Source organism: Streptacidiphilus jeojiensis (genome assembly GCF_042510965.1).
GTDB lineage: Bacteria > Actinomycetota > Actinomycetes > Streptomycetales > Streptomycetaceae > Streptacidiphilus > Streptacidiphilus jeojiensis.
The window spans coordinates 65,234-83,988 of record NZ_JBEUKS010000009.1; the positions used below are offsets into that span (position 1 = coordinate 65,234).

15 protein-coding genes are annotated in these 18,755 nt (G+C 73.4%); 7 read left to right on the forward strand and 8 right to left on the reverse strand.

The window, feature by feature from the left end; genetic code table 11:
- Positions 1-146 precede the first annotated feature (146 nt).
- Complete coding sequence (yaaA, locus tag ABUW04_RS24405; RefSeq protein WP_380566606.1) at positions 147-944, forward strand: peroxide stress protein YaaA; 798 nt, start codon at positions 147-149, stop codon at positions 942-944.
- 78 nt (positions 945-1,022) lie between these two features.
- On the opposite strand, the gene ABUW04_RS24410 is transcribed toward yaaA, so the two are convergent.
- The 3 genes from ABUW04_RS24410 to ABUW04_RS24420 are packed head-to-tail and all read right to left on the reverse strand — an operon-like array spanning position 1,023 to position 3,841.
- Positions 1,023-2,189: a bifunctional RNase H/acid phosphatase gene (locus ABUW04_RS24410; protein WP_380566607.1), complete on the reverse strand. Its 1,167-nt coding sequence runs from the start codon at positions 2,187-2,189 to the stop codon at positions 1,023-1,025.
- Positions 2,190-2,206: 17 nt separating this feature from the next.
- Positions 2,207-2,950, reverse strand: coding sequence for a zinc ribbon domain-containing protein (locus ABUW04_RS24415; protein ID WP_380566760.1), 744 nt, complete (start codon positions 2,948-2,950; stop codon positions 2,207-2,209).
- Positions 2,951-3,001: 51 nt separating this feature from the next.
- Positions 3,002-3,841, reverse strand: coding sequence for a Nif3-like dinuclear metal center hexameric protein (locus ABUW04_RS24420; RefSeq protein ID WP_380566609.1), 840 nt, complete (start codon positions 3,839-3,841; stop codon positions 3,002-3,004).
- Between the two features lie 258 nt (positions 3,842-4,099).
- Between ABUW04_RS24420 and ABUW04_RS24425 the strand changes: the two genes are divergently transcribed.
- Both ABUW04_RS24425 and ABUW04_RS24430 read left to right on the forward strand, forming a co-directional pair.
- Entirely contained in the window at positions 4,100-6,256 is a 2,157-nt protein-coding gene (locus tag ABUW04_RS24425) for an alpha/beta hydrolase family protein (protein WP_380566610.1), read from the forward strand.
- A 188-nt stretch (positions 6,257-6,444) separates the two neighbouring features.
- Entirely contained in the window at positions 6,445-6,633 is a 189-nt protein-coding gene (locus ABUW04_RS24430; RefSeq protein ID WP_030251245.1) for a hypothetical protein, read from the forward strand.
- A gap of 81 nt (positions 6,634-6,714) precedes the next feature.
- Here ABUW04_RS24430 and ABUW04_RS24435 read toward each other — a convergent pair whose 3' ends face one another.
- The 5 genes from ABUW04_RS24435 to ABUW04_RS24455 form a co-directional block, all read right to left on the reverse strand.
- A complete protein-coding gene (locus ABUW04_RS24435) occupies positions 6,715-7,659 on the reverse strand; it encodes a 3-oxoacyl-ACP reductase (protein WP_030251244.1) in 945 nt (314 codons plus the stop codon).
- A 97-nt stretch (positions 7,660-7,756) separates the two neighbouring features.
- Entirely contained in the window at positions 7,757-8,833 is a 1,077-nt protein-coding gene (locus ABUW04_RS24440; RefSeq protein WP_030251243.1) for a Zn-dependent alcohol dehydrogenase, read from the reverse strand.
- 90 nt (positions 8,834-8,923) lie between these two features.
- Positions 8,924-9,787 (reverse strand): MaoC/PaaZ C-terminal domain-containing protein, encoded by an 864-nt coding sequence (locus ABUW04_RS24445; protein ID WP_380566611.1) that lies wholly within the window; start codon positions 9,785-9,787, stop codon positions 8,924-8,926.
- Positions 9,788-10,063: 276 nt separating this feature from the next.
- On the reverse strand, positions 10,064-11,257 hold the full coding sequence (locus ABUW04_RS24450) for a lipid-transfer protein (RefSeq protein WP_030251240.1): 1,194 nt from the start codon (positions 11,255-11,257) through the stop codon (positions 10,064-10,066).
- A gap of 50 nt (positions 11,258-11,307) precedes the next feature.
- Entirely contained in the window at positions 11,308-13,473 is a 2,166-nt protein-coding gene (locus tag ABUW04_RS24455) for an acyl-CoA dehydrogenase family protein (RefSeq protein WP_380566612.1), read from the reverse strand.
- A gap of 148 nt (positions 13,474-13,621) precedes the next feature.
- Here ABUW04_RS24455 and ABUW04_RS24460 point away from each other — a divergent pair, with 148 nt between their 5' ends.
- The 4 genes from ABUW04_RS24460 to ABUW04_RS24475 all read left to right on the forward strand — a co-directional run bounded on the left by ABUW04_RS24460 (position 13,622) and on the right by ABUW04_RS24475 (position 18,668).
- Positions 13,622-14,902, forward strand: a complete 1,281-nt coding sequence (locus ABUW04_RS24460; RefSeq protein WP_380566613.1) for a M48 family metalloprotease — start codon at positions 13,622-13,624, stop codon at positions 14,900-14,902.
- A gap of 171 nt (positions 14,903-15,073) precedes the next feature.
- Positions 15,074-15,745, forward strand: a complete 672-nt coding sequence (locus tag ABUW04_RS24465) for a class I SAM-dependent methyltransferase (protein ID WP_051724976.1) — start codon at positions 15,074-15,076, stop codon at positions 15,743-15,745.
- 606 nt (positions 15,746-16,351) lie between these two features.
- Complete coding sequence (locus tag ABUW04_RS24470; protein WP_380566614.1) at positions 16,352-17,614, forward strand: hypothetical protein; 1,263 nt, start codon at positions 16,352-16,354, stop codon at positions 17,612-17,614.
- Positions 17,604-18,668, forward strand: coding sequence for an N-acetylmuramoyl-L-alanine amidase (locus ABUW04_RS24475; RefSeq protein WP_380566615.1), 1,065 nt, complete (start codon positions 17,604-17,606; stop codon positions 18,666-18,668). Before ABUW04_RS24470 ends, ABUW04_RS24475 begins: the two co-directional genes overlap by 11 nt.
- The last annotated feature ends 87 nt before the right edge of the window (positions 18,669-18,755 follow it).

Below are 18,755 nucleotides of genomic sequence, written 5' to 3' on the forward strand. Positions count from 1 at the left end.
ACACAGACTCACGTGATATAGGGCCCGGCGATGGTGGATTGGTTTGGATTCGCCCCGGCGGCATCAGGCCCTACAGTGACGCGGGGGCCGTTCTCGATCGGTCCCCGCCGTTTTCCCGATCCGCCGCGTCACCGAGGGGTACTGCTGTGCTGGTGCTGTTGCCGCCGTCCGAGGGAAAGGCCGTCACCGGATCGGGGGCTCCGCTGGCGCTGGACGGACTGGTCCTGCCGGAGCTCGGCCCGGCCCGGACCCGGGTCCTGGACGCGCTGGTCGCGCTGTGCACCAGCGGTGACGAGGACCGGGCCGCAGCGGTGCTCGGGCTCAGCCCGGGGCTGCGCGGGGAGATCGCCCGCAACGCGGTGCTGCGCACGGCCCCGACGCTGCCGGCCGGCGAGCTCTACACCGGCGTCCTGTACGACGCGCTGGAGCTGTCCACGCTCAGCCCCGAGGCCTACGCCCGGGCCGAGCGCTCGCTGCTGGTGTTCTCCGGACTGTGGGGTCCGGTCCGGATCAGTGACCGGATCCCGCCGTACCGCTGCTCGGGCGGGGTGAAGCTGCCGCCGCTGGGACCGCTGGGCGGCTACTGGCGCAAGGAGACGGCGGAGGCGATGCCGCGGGCTGCCGGCGGCGGGCTGGTGCTGGACCTGCGGTCGTCGGCGTACGCGGCGCTGTGGCGCCCGCAGGGGGAGGTCGCCGGACGGACCGCCATGGTGCGGGTGCTGCACGAACGCGAGGTGCGCGGGGTGCTGACGCGGACGGTGGTGAGCCACTTCAACAAAGCGACAAAGGGACGAATCGTCAGAGAGCTGCTGGAGTCCTCGGCCGAGCCGGACTCCCCCGCCGAACTCGTGGAAGCACTGCGGGAGTTGAAGTACACGGTGGAGGCCGAGGCACCTGCGGCGGGGAAGGCCTGGACGCTCGACGTCGTCGTCAGCGAGCTCTGACAGGCTTCTGAGGGATCTTGACTGCGAGCCGTGGCGGGCTTGTCGCGCAGTCCCCCGCGCCCCTGGCGGTGCAGCGGCCTAGCGCAGGTGTGCGGTGTCGTTCAGCAGCCGCAGCGACGCGTTGCCGTCCGCGTAGTACTGGATCGCCGAGAACGAGGCCGCCGACAGCTCCATCCGGAACAGCGACTCCGGCGGAGCCCCCAGGGCCAGCCTGACCAGGGTCTTGACCGGGGTGACATGGGAGACCACCAGAACGGTCCGGCCCGGGTAGCGGGCCAGCAGCCGGTCGCGGGCGACCGAGACCCGGCGGGCGACGGCGGTGAAGCTCTCGCCGCCCGGGGGCGCGGTGTCGGCCGAGGCCAGCCAGGCGTCGAGTTCGGCCGGGAACCGCTCCTTGGCCTCGGCGAAGGTCAGCCCTTCGAAGGTGCCGAAGTCGGTCTCCCGCAGCCCCTCCTCGATCCGCACCTCCAGTCCGAGCCGGTCCGCCGCTGCCTGCGCGGTCTGCCGGCAGCGGAGCAGCGGCGAGCTGACGATCGCCTGGACGGTGCCGCGCGCGGCAAGGGCCTCGGCGACCAGCTCGGCCTGGGCGCGACCGCGTTCGGACAGCTCGGGGTCGGCGCCGCGGCTGCCGGAGAAGCGCTTCTCGGGGGTCAACGCGGTCTCGCCGTGGCGCAGCAGCACCAGGGTGGTGGGGGTGCCCATGTCGGCAGCGCCCCAGCCCACGGGGGCGGCGGGGGCCTCCGGGAGCGGCTCGGGAAGCGCCTCCTGGGGTTGCTGCCGCGGCGGCGTCTGCGCGTGCGCCTGCGGCTTGGCGACCCACTGCCTGCCGGCCTTGCCCGCGTCCATCGCCTCGTTGGCGAGCCGGTCCGCGTGCTTGTTCTGCGCGCGCGGCATCCACTGGTAGCCGACCCGGCCGCGCGGGAAGATCCCCCGGGCCTCGGCGGCCAGCGGCTGCATGTCCGGGTGCTTGATCTTCCAGCGGCCCGACATCTGCTCGACGACCAGCTTGGAGTCCATCCGGACCTCGACCGTCGCCTCCGGGTCGATCGCGTGCGCCGCTCGCAGCCCCGCGATCAGCCCCCGGTACTCGGCGACGTTGTTGGTCGCCACGCCGATGAACTCGGCCGCCTCGGCCAGCAGTTCGCCGGTGTCGCCGTCGCGCACGGCCGCGCCGTAGCCGGCCGGCCCCGGGTTGCCCCGGGAGCCGCCGTCGGCCTCGATGATGAACCGTCGGGTGGACGCCATGTGGGCCGGACCGCTCTCTAGAGGCCGGAGTCGGCGGTGCGGATCAGGATGCGGCTGCAGTTCTCGCAGCGGACCACCTCGTCCGGCGCGGCGGCGCGGATGGTGCGCAGGTCGGCGGTGGCGAACTCGACCCGGCAGCCCTCGCAGCGGCGCTGGTAGAGCCGGGCCGCCCCGGTGCCGCCCTGGGTCTCGCGCAGCCGGGTGTAGAGCTTCAGCAGGTCGGCGGGGATGACCGCGGCGACCGCCGCGCGCTCCCTGGTGACCTTCTCGGCCTCGGCGTCGATCTCGGTCTGGGCGGCGTCGCGGCGGGTCTCGGCCTCGGCGAGGCTGTGCTGGGCGTCGTCGCGGCGCGCGGTCATCTCGGAGACCCGGGCCTGCCCGGTCTCCACCCGCTCCATGATCTCCAGGACGACGTCCTCCAGGTCACTCTGACGCTTCGCCAGGGCGCCGACCTCGTGCTGCAGGTTGGCGAGGTCCTTGGCGGAGCCGACCGCGCCGGAGTCCATCCGCTGCTGGTTGCGGGCGGCGCGGGTGCGGACCTGGTCCACGTCCTGCTCGGCCTTGACCAGCTCGCGGCGGGTGTCGCTGAGCTGGGTCTCGGCGGCGACGGTGAGCGAGCGCAGCTCGGTCAGGTCGCTGCTGCGCTGCTGGATGTCGGCGTGCTCGGGCAGGGTGCTGGAGCGGTGGGCGAGCTGGTCCAGGCGGGAGTCGAGGGCCTGCAGGTCGAGCAGGCGGATCTGGTCGGCGGGCGCGGCGTTCAGGGGGTGCTCCTCGGGGTGGTGCGTCGGTCGGTCAGGGGGCTTGCGTGGCTGTTACGGGGCGGCGGCCGGCATCGGCGTGTGCAGCGTCCAGGCGTCGGTGACCTGCGTGGACACCCGGGTGTCGAGGGTCCAGCCGTGCTTACCGGCGGCCGCCAGCAGCTCGCGTTCGGCACTGCGCAGCCAGGGCCACTCGGTGGCCCAGTGGGCCGCGTCCAGCAGGGCCAGCGGGCTGGCTTCGCGGGCCTCGGAGACCGGGTGGTGCCGCAGGTCGGCGGTGAGGTAGGCGTCGACGCCGGCCGCGCGGACCGCGTCGAAGAAGGAGTCGCCGGAGCCGCCGCAGACGGCCACCCGGCGCACCGGCGCCTCCGGGTCGCCCGCGGTGCGGACGCCCTGCACGGTGGCGGGGAGTCCGGCGGCGACCCGGGCGGCGAAGGCGGCGAGGGGTTCCGGGGCGGGCAGCTCGCCGATCCGTCCGGTGCCCCGGCGGCCGGCCGGGTCGGTCGGGTCGGGGATCAGCGGTCCGGTCACCCGCAGGCCGACCGCCTCGGCGAGGGCGTCGGAGACGCCCGGGTCGGCGGAGTCGGCGTTGGTGTGGGCGGTGAGCAGGCCGACGCCGTGCCTGATCAGGGTGTGCACGACGCGGCCCTTGAAGCCGGTGGCGGCGACCGAGGTGACCCCGCGCAGATACAGCGGATGGTGCGTGACCAGCAGGTCGGCGCCCCACTCCACGGCCTCGTCGACCACTGCGGCGACCGGGTCCACGGCGAACATCACCCGGCCCACCTCGGCGTCCGGGTCCCCGCAGACCAGCCCGACCGCGTCCCAGGACTCCGCCCTGGCGGGCGGGTAGAGCTCGTCGAACACGCTGAGGACGTCGGAAAGGATCGGCACCCGTCGAGATTACACGCAGGCCCGGCGCCCGCCGCCCTCCTGGCGGGTGCTCCGCCGCCGCCCGGACACCGGTGGCCCCGGCCGTCCACGGGCTCACCCTTATGAGTGAAGGGGCATCGATCCGTTCGGGTGCGGGGGGTGGCGTAAGTAGCGTCTGTGGTGCGGCGGGGGCGGCAACGCTCGGTTGGTCCCGGCTGCGGACCCGCGGCGGGGAGCCGTTCGGGTCCGACCCCCATGACACCTGGTTGGTGACCTCCCATGACTGCGACACCTCTCACTCTCGTCGGCTCCTTCCCGCACACCAGGGCGGCGCCCGCGCTGCGCCGGGTCGGCTTCACGTTCTCGGCCGGCGGCGGCTACGCGGCCTGTATGGCGTCCTCGGGCGAGGGCAGCTGGTATGTGGAGAGCTGGCGGCTGGACACGGCCGCTAACGAGGAGTCCGCGGAGCAGGTCGTCGGCGGTCTGATCGTGGGCGGTCTCGGCAGCCTCGGCGGCCCAGGCGCCGGTGCCGGCGGGACGGACCAAGGCGGCGCCGAGCGTGGCGGGGCCATACCGGTCGCGCTGCCGCAGGCGCCGGGCGCGGCTCCGGAGAGCCTGCGCTCGCAGCTGGTCTCGCTGCCCGACGGCCGGGTACTGGTCTGCCGGTTCCAGGGCGACCGGTACGACCTGGTGGTGCGCACCCCCGCCTCGGTGCGGGAGACCTTCGTGGGCATGCTGCGGCTGCCGGGGCTGCGGCTGATGGCGATGCCCTCGCCCGAGCCCGGCGCGCCGGTCGCGGTGGCGCTGGGCAGCGACGGCCGCGCGGTGACCTCGGTCTGGCTGGTGAGCGCCGACGGCGGGGTGCAGCCGCAGCAGGTCGCGGAGTTCGCCGGGATGTCCGGCGGCGGGGTCTGGCTGGACCGGGGCGGCCGGATGCTGGCCCTGGACCATCTGGTGCCCGGCGCCACCGGGGGACCCACCGTGCCCTCGGTACGGACGGTGGTGCTGGACCTGGCCACCGGGTCGGTCAGCCCCTTCCTGGAGCTGGCCCCCGGCAGCAACGACCGCCTGGTCGCCGCGGACCCGGCGAGCGGGCTGATCCTGGTGCGCAGCGACGCCCCGGGGCAGGACCGCCTGGGCTGGGGCGTCCTCGGCGGCGACGAGCCGCTGCGCTTCCCCGACTGCCTGCACCGGACCAGGGAGTTCCTGCGGCCGGTGGCGATCGAACCGGGCCGGGCCGGGCTTCCGGCGGCCGAGCAGCGGGTGGCCCTGCAGGGCGACTGGGGGGCCGGCTCCACGCTGGCGACCTGGCGGCCCTCGTCCGGGCAGCTGGAGACGCTGCCGGTGCCGGCCGGACGGCTGGGCGGCGTGGGCCACTGGTCGGCGGCCGGGCTGCGGCTGCCCTACTCCTCCCCGGACCATCCGGCGGGCATCGCCACCGTGCAGGTGGACCGGCTGCTGGAGGGTCCGCCGGAGGCCGAGGAGCCGGTGCCGACGATGCCGCTGCGGCTGGCCCCGCTGCAGGGCGGCGCCGCCGGAATGGGCAGCGTCATCCGGATACTCCCGTCTCCCCGCGCGCTCCGCGAGAGCCGGGCCGGCACGTCGTCCGGCTGGCGGCTGGACGGCAGTGCGGCGCCGGGCGACGGCGGCCGCTGGCACGGCGCCCGCACCGTGGAACTGGCCGGAGCGGTCGGTCCGATGGAGGCCGTGGTCTACGGCGGGGACACCTGGCTGACGGCGCAGCACCTGGTGGTCGCGCTGCACGGGGGTCCGGCGGACGCCTGGCGGCTGGAGTTCGATCCGGCGCTGCAGCGGATGGCCGGCGAGGGCCTGGCCGTGGTCGCCGTCAACCAGCGCGGCAGCACCGGCTACGGCGTCGAGTACGCGCAGGCGCTGCAGAACGCCTGGGGCGGTCCCGACCTGGACGACGTGCTGGCGCTGCTGTCGTCGGTGAGCGGCCAGCGGGCGGCGCTGGGACTTGAGCCGGCGTCACTGTTCGGGGTCAGCTACGGGGCGTTCCTGGCCCTGCTGGCCGCTTGTTCGGCGCCGGAGCAGATCGCCCGCTGCGCGGTGGTCGCGCCGTTCCTGTCCGGTCCGCGGCTGCTGGCCGAGGCCGGCCCCGCCGTCCGGGCGCTGACGCAGCGTCTCGGCGGGGCGCACGAACCGGAGGACGGCAGCGGCGCCCGGGACGTCCTGCGGGTGTGCCACCGGCTGGCCGCGCCACTGCTGGTGGTGCACGGCGACCGGGACGAGGTGGTGCCGGTGACGCAGTCGCGCACGCTGCGTCAGGAACTGCTGCGGATGGGGCACACGGAGGGTGCCGACTTCCGCTATGTGGAGGCCGCGGGGGCGGGCCACGAGGTGCTGGCCGAGGACGGCGCTCCGGTGCTGCACGAACTGCTGGCAGGCTTCCTGCGGACCGGGCGCCCGACCTGACCGCACGCCGTGATGCAGATGCGGATCCGCACCCGGATCCGTGCCCGAGGGAACGTACCGGCGAGTACCGATCGTGGACGCTTTGTTACAGACCCGACAGGACCCGAGCAGGGTGCATTGCATAGGGTGATCACGACAGATGACGCAACAAAGGCATTGAAGCTCACACAACGGAGAGACGACTTCTCATGTCAGATGCCCTCACAGACATCACTGAGAACCGCCTGGACGCTGCTCCGGGGGACACGCACGACCGGTTCGACACCGCGGGCAAGCACCGCGGCTCGGTGGCCGACGACGACGTGGAGGGCCGGCGTGAACCGGCCGGCCACGGCCGGCACCGCCGGGTGCTGCACAACGGGACGGTGGCCGACTGACCTGCCGCCGTTCCGCAGGACACGACCCCTGCGGAACGGCGGCTGCCAGTACCCGACCTCCCGGTAGTACCCGATGGTCCGTCAACTCCCGTGCCGCAGGCCCAGGACGGCGAGGTTGGCATAGCCGTCGCCCGGGGTGCGCCCCTGATAGAAGGGGCTGAGCAGATCGTCCAGCTCGGCCGGGGTGAACTGGTCCTTGGCGGTGTCGAACTTCGCCAGCACCGGCGGCTGTCCCAGGATCGCGACCATCCCGCCGTGCACCACGAACAGCTGGCCGTTGACCCGCTCGGCGGCGGGCGAGGCCAGATAGCCGACCAGCGGTGACACATGCTCCGGCGCCAGCGGGTCCAACCCCTGTTCAGGAGCGCCCATCGATCCCACGAACACGTCGTCGGTCATCCGGGTGCGCGCCCTCGGGCAGATCACATTGGAGGTCACTCCGTAGCGGGCCAGCGCCGAGGCGCAGCTCATCGTCAGCCCGACGATGCCGCCCTTGGCGGCGGCGTAGTTGGGCTGCCCGGCCGAGCCGGCCACGAACGCCTCCGAGGAGGTGTTGACGATCCGTCCGTACACCGGCCCGCCCGCGGCCTTGGAGCGCTCGCGCCAGTGCGCGGCGGCGAAGCGGGTCGTCGCGAAGTGGCCCTTGAGGTGGACGTGGACGACCGAGTCCCACTCCTCCTCGGTCATCGAGAAGACCATCCGGTCGCGCAGGATGCCGGCGTTGTTGACCAGGATGTCGAGCTGCCCGTAGGTGTCCACGGCCAGGTCGACCAGGGCGCGGGCGGCGTCCAGGTCGGCGACGTCGCCGTAGTGGGCCACCGCCCGGCCGCCTTCGGCGACGATCTCCGCGACGGTCTGGTCCGCCGGGGCGGCCGAGGCCCCGCCGCTGCCGTCCCGGCCGGGCGCGCCGAAGTCGTTGACGACCACATTGGCGCCGAGCCTGGCCAGTTCCAGCGCCTCGGCGCGGCCGAGGCCGCGGCCCGCACCGGTGACGATCGCGGTCCTGCCGGAGAGAGAGGTGCTCATACCGGGGTGACTCCTTCGCCGGGGTCTGGGGGTATCAAGGTCTGGGGGTATCGGGGTCCGGGGGTATCGGGGTCCGGGGGTATCGGGGTCCGGGGTCTCAGAGGTCGATGACGGTGCGGAGGGCCTCGCCGCTGCGCATCTGCTGCACCGCGTCGTTGATCCCCTCCAGCCGGACGTGGTGGGTCACCATGCCCTCCAGGTCCAGCCGTCCGGCCCGCCACAGGTCGATGACGGTGCGGTAGCCGCGGAGCACGTCGGTGCCGCCGTAGAGCGAGGGCAGGATGCGCTTCTCGTTGAAGAACAGCTCGAACATGTTGAACTGCACCATGTCGTCCATGGCCCCCGCGCCGACCACCACCAGCGCGCCGCCGCGCCGTACCGCGTCGTACGCCGCCCTGACCGTGGACGAGCGGCCGACGACCTCGAAGGCGTAGTCGAAGCCCTCGCCGCCGGTCAGCCGCTGCTGCACCTCGGCCAGCCCCTCGGGCGCCACCGCCTCGGTCGCGCCGAAGCGCAGCGCCCACTCCCGGCGGCCGGCGACCGGGTCCACCGCGACGATCTGCGCGGCGCCGGCGACCCTGGCTCCCTGGATGGCGGCGATGCCCACCCCACCGCAGCCGATCACCACCACCGAGGAGCCCGGTTCGACCTTCGCGGTGTGGATCGCCGCGCCCACGCCGGTGGTCACCCCGCAGCCGATCAGCGCGCCGACCTCGAACGGCACGTCGTCCGGCAGCTTCACCGCGCAGCCGGCCGCCACCACGCTCTCCTCGGCGAAGGTCCCGGTGCCGGAGAAGCCGAAGATGTCGGTGCCGTCGTGGTGGTAGTTGGGGCTGCCCATGTTGGCGAAGCCGGCCAGGCAGAGGTTGCCCTCGCCCCGGACGCAGCTGGGACACCTGCCGCAGGGCGGCATCCAGCAGACGACGACATGGTCGCCGACGGCCAGCCCCTCGACGCCCTCGCCGACCTCGGTCACCTCGCCGGCGCCCTCGTGGCCCGGCACGAAGGGGGCGGGCTGCGGCAGCACCCCGCTCATCGCGGACAGGTCGGAGTGGCACAGGCTGGCCGCCCGCAGCCGGACCTTGACCTTGCCGGGGCCCACCTCGGGAAGGGTGACCCCCTCGTGGACCTCGAGCTTCTCCTGACCTGTCTCGTGCAGGACTGCTGCGCGCATGGCTGCTCCCCTGTGGCTGGTGCGGATCGGGTGGGTCGGTGGGTCGGTGGGTCGGTGCTGAGTTCTCGTCGGTCAGCGGTATCTCGTCGGTCAGTGGTAGGTGATGACGGTGTCGGCGAGGACCGGCGCGTCGGCGCGGTCCACCGAGGTCGCGGAGACCAGGAGCCTGCTGCCGCCCTCGTCCCAGACCCGGATCCGGAGCGTCTCGCCGGGGAAGAAGATCCCGGCGAAGCGGGTGCTGTAGCTGAGGACGCGGCTCGCGTCGCCGCCGAGGACGGTGTCCACGACGGCCTTCAGGGTGGTCCCGTACGAGCAGAGCCCGTGCAGGATGGGACGGTCGAAGCCGGCCAGCTTGGCGAAGTCGGGGTCGGCGTGCAGCGGGTTCCAGTCGCCGGAGAGCCGGTAGAGCAGTGCCTGGTCGTGGCGGACCGGAACCTCGCGCTCCCACTCGGGCGCCCGCTCGGGCAGCGCGATCCGGTTGCTCTCGCCGCGCTCCCCGCCGAAGCCGCCCTCGCCGCGGACGAAGATCTCGGTGTCGGTGGTCCACAGCGGACCCGCCTCGTCGGCGGCCTCGCCGCGCATCACCAGCACCGCCGCCTTGCCCTTGTCGTACGCCGCGGCGAGGCTGCTGGTGAGGACGGCCCGGCCCTCGGCCGGGACCGGCCGGTGCAGCTCGATCCGCTGGCCGCCGTGCAGCACCTGGGCGAGGTTGATGTCCAGCCCCGGCAGGGTGAAGGCACCCGCCTTGGCCAGTCCGCCGCCGGCCACGGTGACGAAGCTGGGCAGCACCTGGAGGTCCTTCTCGTAGGTGTAGCGCAGTTCGTCGGGGTCGGTGGCCGGGCGCTGGGACCCGGCGCCGACGCCCAGGTGGTAGAGCAGGACGTCCTTGGCCTCCCAGGCCAGGTCGGTGGTGCGCGGCGGGGCCGCGAGTGCCGTGGCGGCGTCGATGGGCATCGGTCCTGCTCTCCTCGTGTCGTGCCGTCTGGTGGACCCCGACGCGTCCGTCCGCACCGTCGTACGCGTCGGGGCCGCTCTGCGCGGGCCACGGCTCCGTGGGACGGCCGGACCCGCGGGTCTGGTGGTGGGGCTCCCGCGGGAACCCCTGCTGGCACCTTAGTAGAACGTGTTTCATCTGACTCACCGTCAGGTATAACGCATCGCGGGGCCCTTGAGAACTCCCCCGAGCCACCTGACCGGCCGTCGGCCGACCCTCGGCAGGCCGCCGGCAGGTCAGCGCCGCAGCATGGTCACCACGGCGGCGCCGCCCAGCCCGATGTTGTGCGCCAGCCCCACCCTGGCGCCCGCGACCTGGCGTTCCCCCGCCTCGCCGCGCAGCTGCCAGACCAGTTCGGCGCACTGCGCCAGCCCGGTGGCGCCCAGCGGATGCCCCTTGGAGATCAGGCCCCCGGACGGATTCACCACCCACCGTCCGCCGTAGGTCGTCGCGCCCTCGGCGACCAGCTTGCCGCTCTCGCCGTCCGCGCACATGCCCAGCGCCTCGTAGGTCAGCAGCTCGTTGACGGAGAAGCAGTCGTGCAGCTCGACCACGTCCACGTCCTCGATGCCGAGCCCCGACTGCCGGTACACCGCCAGTGCGGCGGCCCGGCTCATCGGCTTGCCGACCACGTCGATGGACGATCCCGAGCCGAAACTGGCCTCGGTGTCGGTGGTCATGGCCTGGCCCAGGATCTCCACGGCGCGGTCCTGCAGACCGTGCTGCTCCACGAAGCGCTCCGAGACCACGACCGCCGCCGCGGCGCCGTCCGAGGTGGGCGAGCACTGGAGCTTGGTCAGCGGGTCGTGGATGGTCCTGGACGCCAGCACCTGCTCCAGGGTGTAGCTGTCGCGGAACTGGGCCCGGGGGTTGGCCGCCGAGTGGCGGTGGTTCTTCACCCCGACCAGGGCCAGCTGCTCCGCGGTGGTGCCGTAGCGCTCCATGTGCTCCCGGGCGGCGTTGCCGAAGATCTGCGCGGTCGGCGGCGTCGCGGCGAAGCCGTGCTTGGCCGCCATCACCCCGTAGTGCCGGGCCACCGGACTGGTCGCGAAGTCACCGGCCCCCGCGCCCGCGCCGAGCGCCCCCCGGCTCATCTTCTCGAAGCCCAGTGCGAGGACGCAGTCGCTGATCCCGCCGGCGACGAACTGGCGGGCCATCATCAGCGCCGTGGAGCCGGTCGCACAGTTGTTGTTGACGTTGTAGACCGGGATGCCGGTCAGGCCCAGCTCGTAGACGGCGCGCTGGCCCGCCGTCGACTGCTGCTGGCAGTAGCCCACCGGGGCCTGTTCGACCAGCGCGTAGTCGATCCCGGCGTCGGCCAGCGCGGCCTGCCCCGCCTCGCGGGCCATGTCCCAGTACTGCCAGTCCCGGCTCTCCGGCTTCTCGAAGTTCGTCATGCCGACGCCGACGAGGTAGCTCTTTCCAGGCATTGCCCCACTCCAGTCCATGGTCGTGACTTCCCCATCCGCCCGGCGGCGGCTCAGTCCCTCGGCAGGCCGAGGATCCGCTCCGCGACGACGTTCAGCTGCACTTGCGTGGTACCGCCCGCGATGGTCAGGCAGCGCGCCATCAGAAAGGCCCGGGCCGCCTGACCGCCCACCCCCTCCGCCACGGCGCCCGCCGGACCGCACAGCTCCAGCGCCAGCTCGGCCACGTTCTGGGCGTGCGGAGCCGACAGCAGCTTGCGGACGCTGGCACCGGGGCCGGGGTCGAGACCGTCCAGACTGCTCAGCGCCGTCCTGAGGTCGATGCAGGCCAGCGCGTGCTCGACGGCGACCAGTCGACCCAGGCGGGTGCTCCGCTCGCTGTCCGCGCCCGGCAGGGCCAGCAGCCTCCGCACCGCGTCGGCGGTCGGGCTGGAGTCCGCCATGTGCACCCGCTCATGGCCCAGGGTGTGCCTGGCCACCCGCCAACCGCCGTCGACCTCGCCCACTACCGCGTCGGACGGAAGCACCACGCCGTCGAGGAACACCTCGTTGAAGACCGCGTCGCCGGTGAGCTCGCGCAGCGGCCGGATGTCGATACCTGGAGTCGTCCGCATGTCGACAAGGAAGTAGGTCAACCCCTGGTGCTTGGGCCGGTCCGGCGAGGTCCGCGCCAGCAGGATCCCGAAGTCCGCAGTGCGCGCACTCGACGTCCACACCTTCTGCCCGTCCACCTGCCAGCGCCCGTCCGGCAGCCGGACGGCCCGGGTGCGCAGCGAGGCGAGATCGGAGCCGGCCTCGGGCTCGGAGAACAGCTGACACCAGGTCAGTTCGCCTTTGAGCGTCGGCATCACGAACCGCTCGCGCTGCTCCGGCGTGCCATGGGCGACGATGGAGGGGATCACCCAGGTGCCGATGGTGAGATCCGGAAGCACCACCCCCGCCGCCCGCAGCTCCTGCTCGACCACCAACTGCCGCAGCGCATCCGCCCCCAGCCCGTACGGCGGCGGCAGATGCGGAGCCGTCCAGCCGCCCGGGGCCAGCCTGCGTCGCTGCTCGGCCGGCGCCAACCCCTGCACGGCCGCCGCCGCGGCCCGCGGCGCGGTACGGAACTCCTCGGCCTCGGGCGGCAGTTCCAGCGCCGGGCGGTGCAGACCCCGCTCCCCTGCGATCCGAGCCACCCGCCCGTTCAGCGCGGCCCCGGCGCCCAGGAACTGACGCACCGCCAGTGCCCGGCGCAACCGCAGATGCGCCGGATGCTCCCAGGTGAAGCCGATCCCGCCGAGCACCTGGATACAGTCCTTGGCGTTCTCGAACGCCGCCTCCAGCGCCAGCGTCGCAGCGATCGCCGCGGCCAGGGGCTCCGGTTCGCGTGCCGCCTGCCAGGTCGCCGCGCGTGCCGCCTCGGCGCGGACCAGCATCCAGGCGCAGAGGTGTTTGACCGCCTGGAACTTCCCGATCGGCCGCCCGAACTGCTCGCGGACCTTGGCATGGCCGGCAGCCGTGTCCAGCGCCCATCCCGCGATCCCGCAGGCCTCCGCCGCCAGCACCACCGACGCCAGCGCGGCCACCTGCTCGGCGTCGACGGCGAGCCGCTGCTCCTCCCCCACCAGCAGCCCGTCGGCCTCGACGGACGCCACGCCCCGGGTCAGGTCCAGCGCCGGCAGCGGCCGGACGGCCGGTTCGGCGGCCTCCACGGCGAACCAGGCGGACTCCCCGCCCTCCAGCACCGCGGCGAGCAGCAGCAGATCCGCCTGGTCACCCCCGAGCACCGGGCCGGCGTCCCCACTCAGCCGCCACCCACCGGTGACCGGCTCGGCACGCAGACCCCCAGGCTCCAACGCCAGCGCCCCGGTACAACTCCCCTCGGCCAGCGCGGCCAGCCGCCGCTTGGCCTCCGCCCCACCGGCGGCGGCAAGCACGGTGGACACCAGCACCGTCGGCAGGTAGGCGCCCGGCAGCACCGCACGGCCCGCCTCCTCCAGCACCACGGCCAGGTCCAGCAGGTCTCCTCCACCCCCGCCGAACTCGCCGGGCAGGTGCAACCCCAACAGCCCCTGCCCGGCCAGTCCGTCCCACCACTCCGCCCGACCATGACGCACCGGCGCACGCCCGTGCTCCCCGAACCCGTCGCGCACGACCTCCGGCGGAACCTCCCGCTCCAACCGGCCCCGCACGGCCGCCTGCAGCTGGCGATGGTCCTCGCTGATCCCTATGGCCATGCGCTCCCCTTCAGCTCAGGTCGCCCCGGTGGCGTACGCCGCCCACAATCTGACGCACCGTCAGATTAGAACCCGTTCCAGCTTTCGGAAACCCCCCACCTGTGAATTGGCTACGCCAACGCATGCGGATAGGGCATGATCCCCTCCCGTGACCACGCCTCCGACCATCAGTAGCACCACCCCGACCTGCAAGAACTGCGGCAGCACGCTCACCACGGACCCCCGATTCACCCAGTGGTGCACCAGTTGCGGGTGGAATGCCCTCCCCGACCCGCAGCCCGAGCCGAACACCGCCGCGGCAGCAGCGGAGGAGAAGCTGTACCGCGCAGTGACAGGGGCCGGTGATCTACGACCACACCGGGACGGGGCCTGGTTCGGTGCGCTGGCCATCGCCTGCGCGGTGCACGCGCTCAGCCTGGCGACTCTCGCCTTCACCGTCTGGCTGCTGATTCCGCCGGCCGGTTTCACAGCGCGGATCCTGGGCGTGATCCTGCTGGCTGCTGCCGTCATCCTGCGGCCCCGCCTCGGCAGTGTGCGACGGCTCCGCAAGAGCGGCCGGGTTCTCGACCGCACGGCCGCGCCGGCGCTGTACGCGGTCACGGACCGTGTCGCCGCCCACCTGGGCTGCTCTCCGGCTCACCTGATCATCGTCAACGGACGCTTCAACGCCTCATACGCCCGCATCGGCCTCCGCCGCCGGAGCGTGCTCACCCTCGGTCTGCCACTCTGGGAGACCCTCACGCCCCAGCAACGCATAGCCCTGCTCGGCCACGAGTTCGGCCACAGCGCCAACGGGGACAGCCGACGGGGCCTGTGGATCGGCACCGCCCTGCAGACCCTGGACGGCTGGCGTGATGTGCTCGCCCCCGCGGACATCCAACTGCCCCGTGGCGGACTGGACGCCACGGTCCACTGGATCGTCCGCTGGGCTCTGGCCTGCGTCAACTGGCTGGTGGCAAGGCTGCAGCGGTTGCTGCACCGACTCACCCTGCGCTCCGGCCGACGCGCCGAGTACCTGGCCGACGCACTCGCCGTACGCACGGCAGGCTCGGACGCTGCCATCGGTCTGACCCTGGCACTGACCCGCCTGAGTTCTGTCCAATTCGTCCTCAACCGACGCCGGGGACGGGTCGTCTCCCCGAGGCGCCGTCGCGGGGAGGCGCCTCCGGTCGACAGCACCGACCTCTGGGAGGAACTGCGCGAGTACCTGAGTTCCGTCCCCGAGAGCGAGCGGGCTCGCCAACTCCGGGTCTCCGAGTTGGAAGGCTCGACGTCGGACAGCAGCCACCCGCCGACCTACCTCCGAGTCGCCTTCCTGCGCCAACTCCCGGCAACAGAACCGACGATCGTCGTCGAACCGGAACAGTGGACCGCAGTGGACCACGAGCTCGCTCCGCTACGGGCACAGGTGGCCAAGCGACTGAGCTGACGGAACTGCTGTCACCAGCGCGACAAGGGCAGGCGATGGAAGGAGTCGGGACGGGGGCTCGGTCGCGGGACGTGCCCCGCCGCTCCGGCGGACGCCGCTCCGCCTCCCCCGCGGACTGTCGAGTAGGGTCCAACCCCGGAACGCAGGAAGTCACAGGCAGGAGCGGCGAGCATGACGGACACCGACACGGCGGCCAGTAGCGGCGCGACCTCAGCCGATGCGCCCTCGGCCGGCGTGCTTGCGGCGTTCGAGGCGGCGACCGGGTTCATGCCGGTGGACGAGGGGCTGGCCCTCTACGGCGTGGCGGCCGAGGCCGCTGCCCGGACCGGGTTGCCGTTGCTGGAGGTGGGGACGTACTGCGGGCGCTCCACCATCCTGCTCGCCGATGCCGCTCGACGGGCGGGCGTGGTCGCGCTGACCGTCGACCATCACCGCGGCTCCGAGGAGCAGCAGCCCGGCTGGGAGTACCACGACACCTCGCTGGTCGACCCCGAGGTCGGGCGGATGGACACCCTGCCCCGGTTCCGCCGGACCCTGCACGCGGCCGGTCTCGAGGACCACGTGATCGCCCTGGTGGGCCGGTCACCGCAGGTGGCGGCCGTGTGGGGGACCCCGCTGGGGCTGGTGTTCATCGACGGCGGTCACACCGACGAGCACGCCACCGGCGACTACGAGGGCTGGACGCCGCATCTGGCCCCGGGCGGGCTGCTGGTGGTCCACGACGTGTTCCCCGATCCGGCCGACGGCGGCCAGGCCCCGTACCGGGTGTACCTGCGCGCGCTCGCCGAGGGCTTCGTCGAGGTGTCGGTGACGGGCTCGCTGCGGGTGCTGCGGCGGGGGTAACGGTACCGGCGCACGGTGCGGGCCAGGGTACCCGCCCGTCCCGCACCGGCACTGATCACGGACAAGCTCCGCACCTCGGAGGCCGCCTTCGGTACGGTTGCGGGAACAGTCACGCATGCGGGAGGCGGGGAGGGACCGGCAATGGCCGAACCGGAGGAGACCGCGCCCGCGGTATGGGACCCCACAGCCAGGAACGGCGCCGGGGGCTGGGTACGCCGCCGCGACCCGAAGACAGCCGCGATGTGGCAGAGGCAGGAGCCCCCGGAGGGCCCGGAGAATCCGGCAACACCGGATTCTCCGGCAACACCCGCAACGCCGGAGACTCCGGGGAGCCCGGAGTCCGCGCAGGGCCCGGAGGGCCAGCCGCAGGGAGCCGGGTCCGCCGACGACCCGAGGGCGGCCTCCGACCTGTCGCCTCCGCCCGTTCCGCCGGTACCTTCGGCCCCACCGACCCTTCCGCTGCAGTCGACCCTTCCGACCCGGCCGACAACCGCCGGCGGCTCCGGCTCGGGCGGCCCCACCAGCCCCGCCCCCGCCGTCCCGGCCCCGGCCTCCGACGATGCGCCGACCTCGGTCATGCCCCCGGTCCCGCCCGCGCAGCCGAATGTGCCGTCGCCGCAGTCGCCGCCGACGCAGTCCGACCCGGCGGCGGGCCGTCCCTACGTCCCCACGGCCAAGGACCTCCCGAAGGTCACCGAGCCTCAGGCGCAGCAGGCGTCCCGGCCTCCCCAGCTGCCCCAGGCACCCCGGACGCCGCCGCCCGCCCCCCAAGCGCCTCCGACCGCGCCCGGGGCCCGATACGGCTACCCGCAGCCGGGACAGGGCTCGCCGAGCTACAGCGCTCCCGGGTACGGCGCACCGGGCTACCGCGCGCCGGGAGCCCCGGTCGGCCCGCCCTACGGCCCGCCGCCCGGCAGCCCCCCGGCCTCCTATCAGGGCCAGGGTCAGGGCCAGGGTGCGACGATGCCCGGCCAGGGGTACGGCCCCGGCTACGGCCAAGGCCCCGGGGCCGGCCCGCGCCAGCAGCCAGGTCAGCCTCCGCTCTACCCGCTCCAACCGCAGCAACAGCAGTTCGGTCAGCCGCCCGCCTATCCCGGTGGCCCCAGTGGCCCCAACGGCCCCGAGGACCCGGGCGGCGGTGACGGCGGCCGCAGAAACCTTCCGCTGCTGATCGCCCTGGTCGTCGTGGTCGCCGCGCTGCTGGGCGTCGGCGTGGTCTGGGGCCTCGGCCTGACCAAGGACAACAAGCAGGCCTCGGGCCACACCTCCACGCCGCCGGTGGCGACCACCGGCGCCACCCCGACCGGGTCGTCCGCCGGTTCGCCCTCGGACAGCACCAACCCCTCGGACTCGGCCTCCGCCTCGGCGAGCGCGTCCGCGAGCCCGTCGGCGAGTGACACGGCGCAGGCACGGTCCCAGGCCGCTGCCGTCGACCAGTTGCTCTCCTCCTCGGCGAGCTCCCGCTCGCAGGTCGCCAACGCCGTCCAGGCGGTCGACAACTGCACCGACTCCGGTGCGGTCTCCAATGCGCAGAGCGTGCTGAACCAGGCCGCGCAGGCCAGGCAGTCGCTCTCCCAGCAGGCGGCCTCGCTCGACGTGTCGCAGCTCCCGGCCGGGGCCGCGGCCGCGCTGCAGACACTGAGCCGCGCCTGGTCCGAGTCGGCTGCGGCCGACACCGACTTCGCCAACTGGGCGGGAGCGATGGCCAACGGCGGCTGCACCCCCGGCAACTCCCCGCACAATGCCGATTGGAACAACGGTTTGAGTCAGAGCACCTCCGCCACCACCGACAAGAAGAGCTTCGTCGCGGCCTGGAATCCGATCGCGACGCAGTACGGCCTGGCGACAAGGACAGACGGTGAGATCTGAACACCCGCTGGACCGTTACGATGTCCCCGAGCAGCGCCGCCGCCGAGGCCGGGCAGCGACCACCGCCGTGGTGCTGGCCGCCCTGGTGCCGCTGGGGTTCGCCGGCTGGCTGGGCTGGAAGGCCGTCACCGGACCGCAGGACAGCGGGCACAGCGTGGCGGTGGGCGGCGGCCCCGGCCCCGGCCTCGCCACCGTGGACGCGGGAGCGCAGCCCGGGGGTTCGTCCTCCTCGGCGGCCGGCTCCGGGAACGCCGGGGTGTCCTCCTCGCATCCGACCGCCACCCGCTCCCCCGCCTCGAAGTCGACCTCGGCAGCGACCTCGGCCTCGGCGTCGAGTTCCGCCGCGGGCAAGGCCCCGGCCGTATCCGCCGGGCACCCCCTGGCGGGGAAGACCGTGGTGATCGACCCGGGCCACAACCCCGACAACGGCAGGTACGCGACCGAGATCAACAAGCTGGTCCAGATCGGCAACGGCACGACCAACTGCGACACCACCGGGACCGAGACCAACGCCGGCTACCTGGAGGCGGACTTCACCCTGGACGTGGCCCGGCGGGCCCGCACCCTGCTGGAGGCCGAGGGTGCCAAGGTGGTGTTCACCCAGGACGGCGACCGCGCCTGGGGACCGTGCGTCACCGAGCGCGCCGCCATCGGCAACGCCGCCCACGCCGATGCGGCGATCTCCATCCACGGCGACGGCGCCGGGGCGAGCGACCACGGCTTCCATGTGATCCTCCCGGCCGCCGTGGACGAGGGCGCCGCCGACAACCGCGCCATCGTCGCCCCCTCCCGCTCGCTGGGCCTCGACGTGCGCTCGGCGTTCCACAGCGTGACCGGCGAGCCCTTCGCCAACTACATCAGCGACGGGTCCGGCCTCGACGTGCGCAGCGACCTGGGCGGCCTGAACCTGTCGACCGTGCCCAAGGTCTTCATCGAGTGCGGCAACATGCGCAACGCCACCGACGCGAACGAGATGACCAGCGCGTCCTGGCGGCAGCTGGCCGCGCAGGGGGTCGTCAACGGGATCACCACCTTCCTGAAGAGCGGCAACTGACGGATCGTCCGCCGCGTGCCGCAGCCCGTCGGCGGCGTCGGCAGCGCCGTCACCGGCAGCGACTTTGACGCGCACACGAAACCGGAA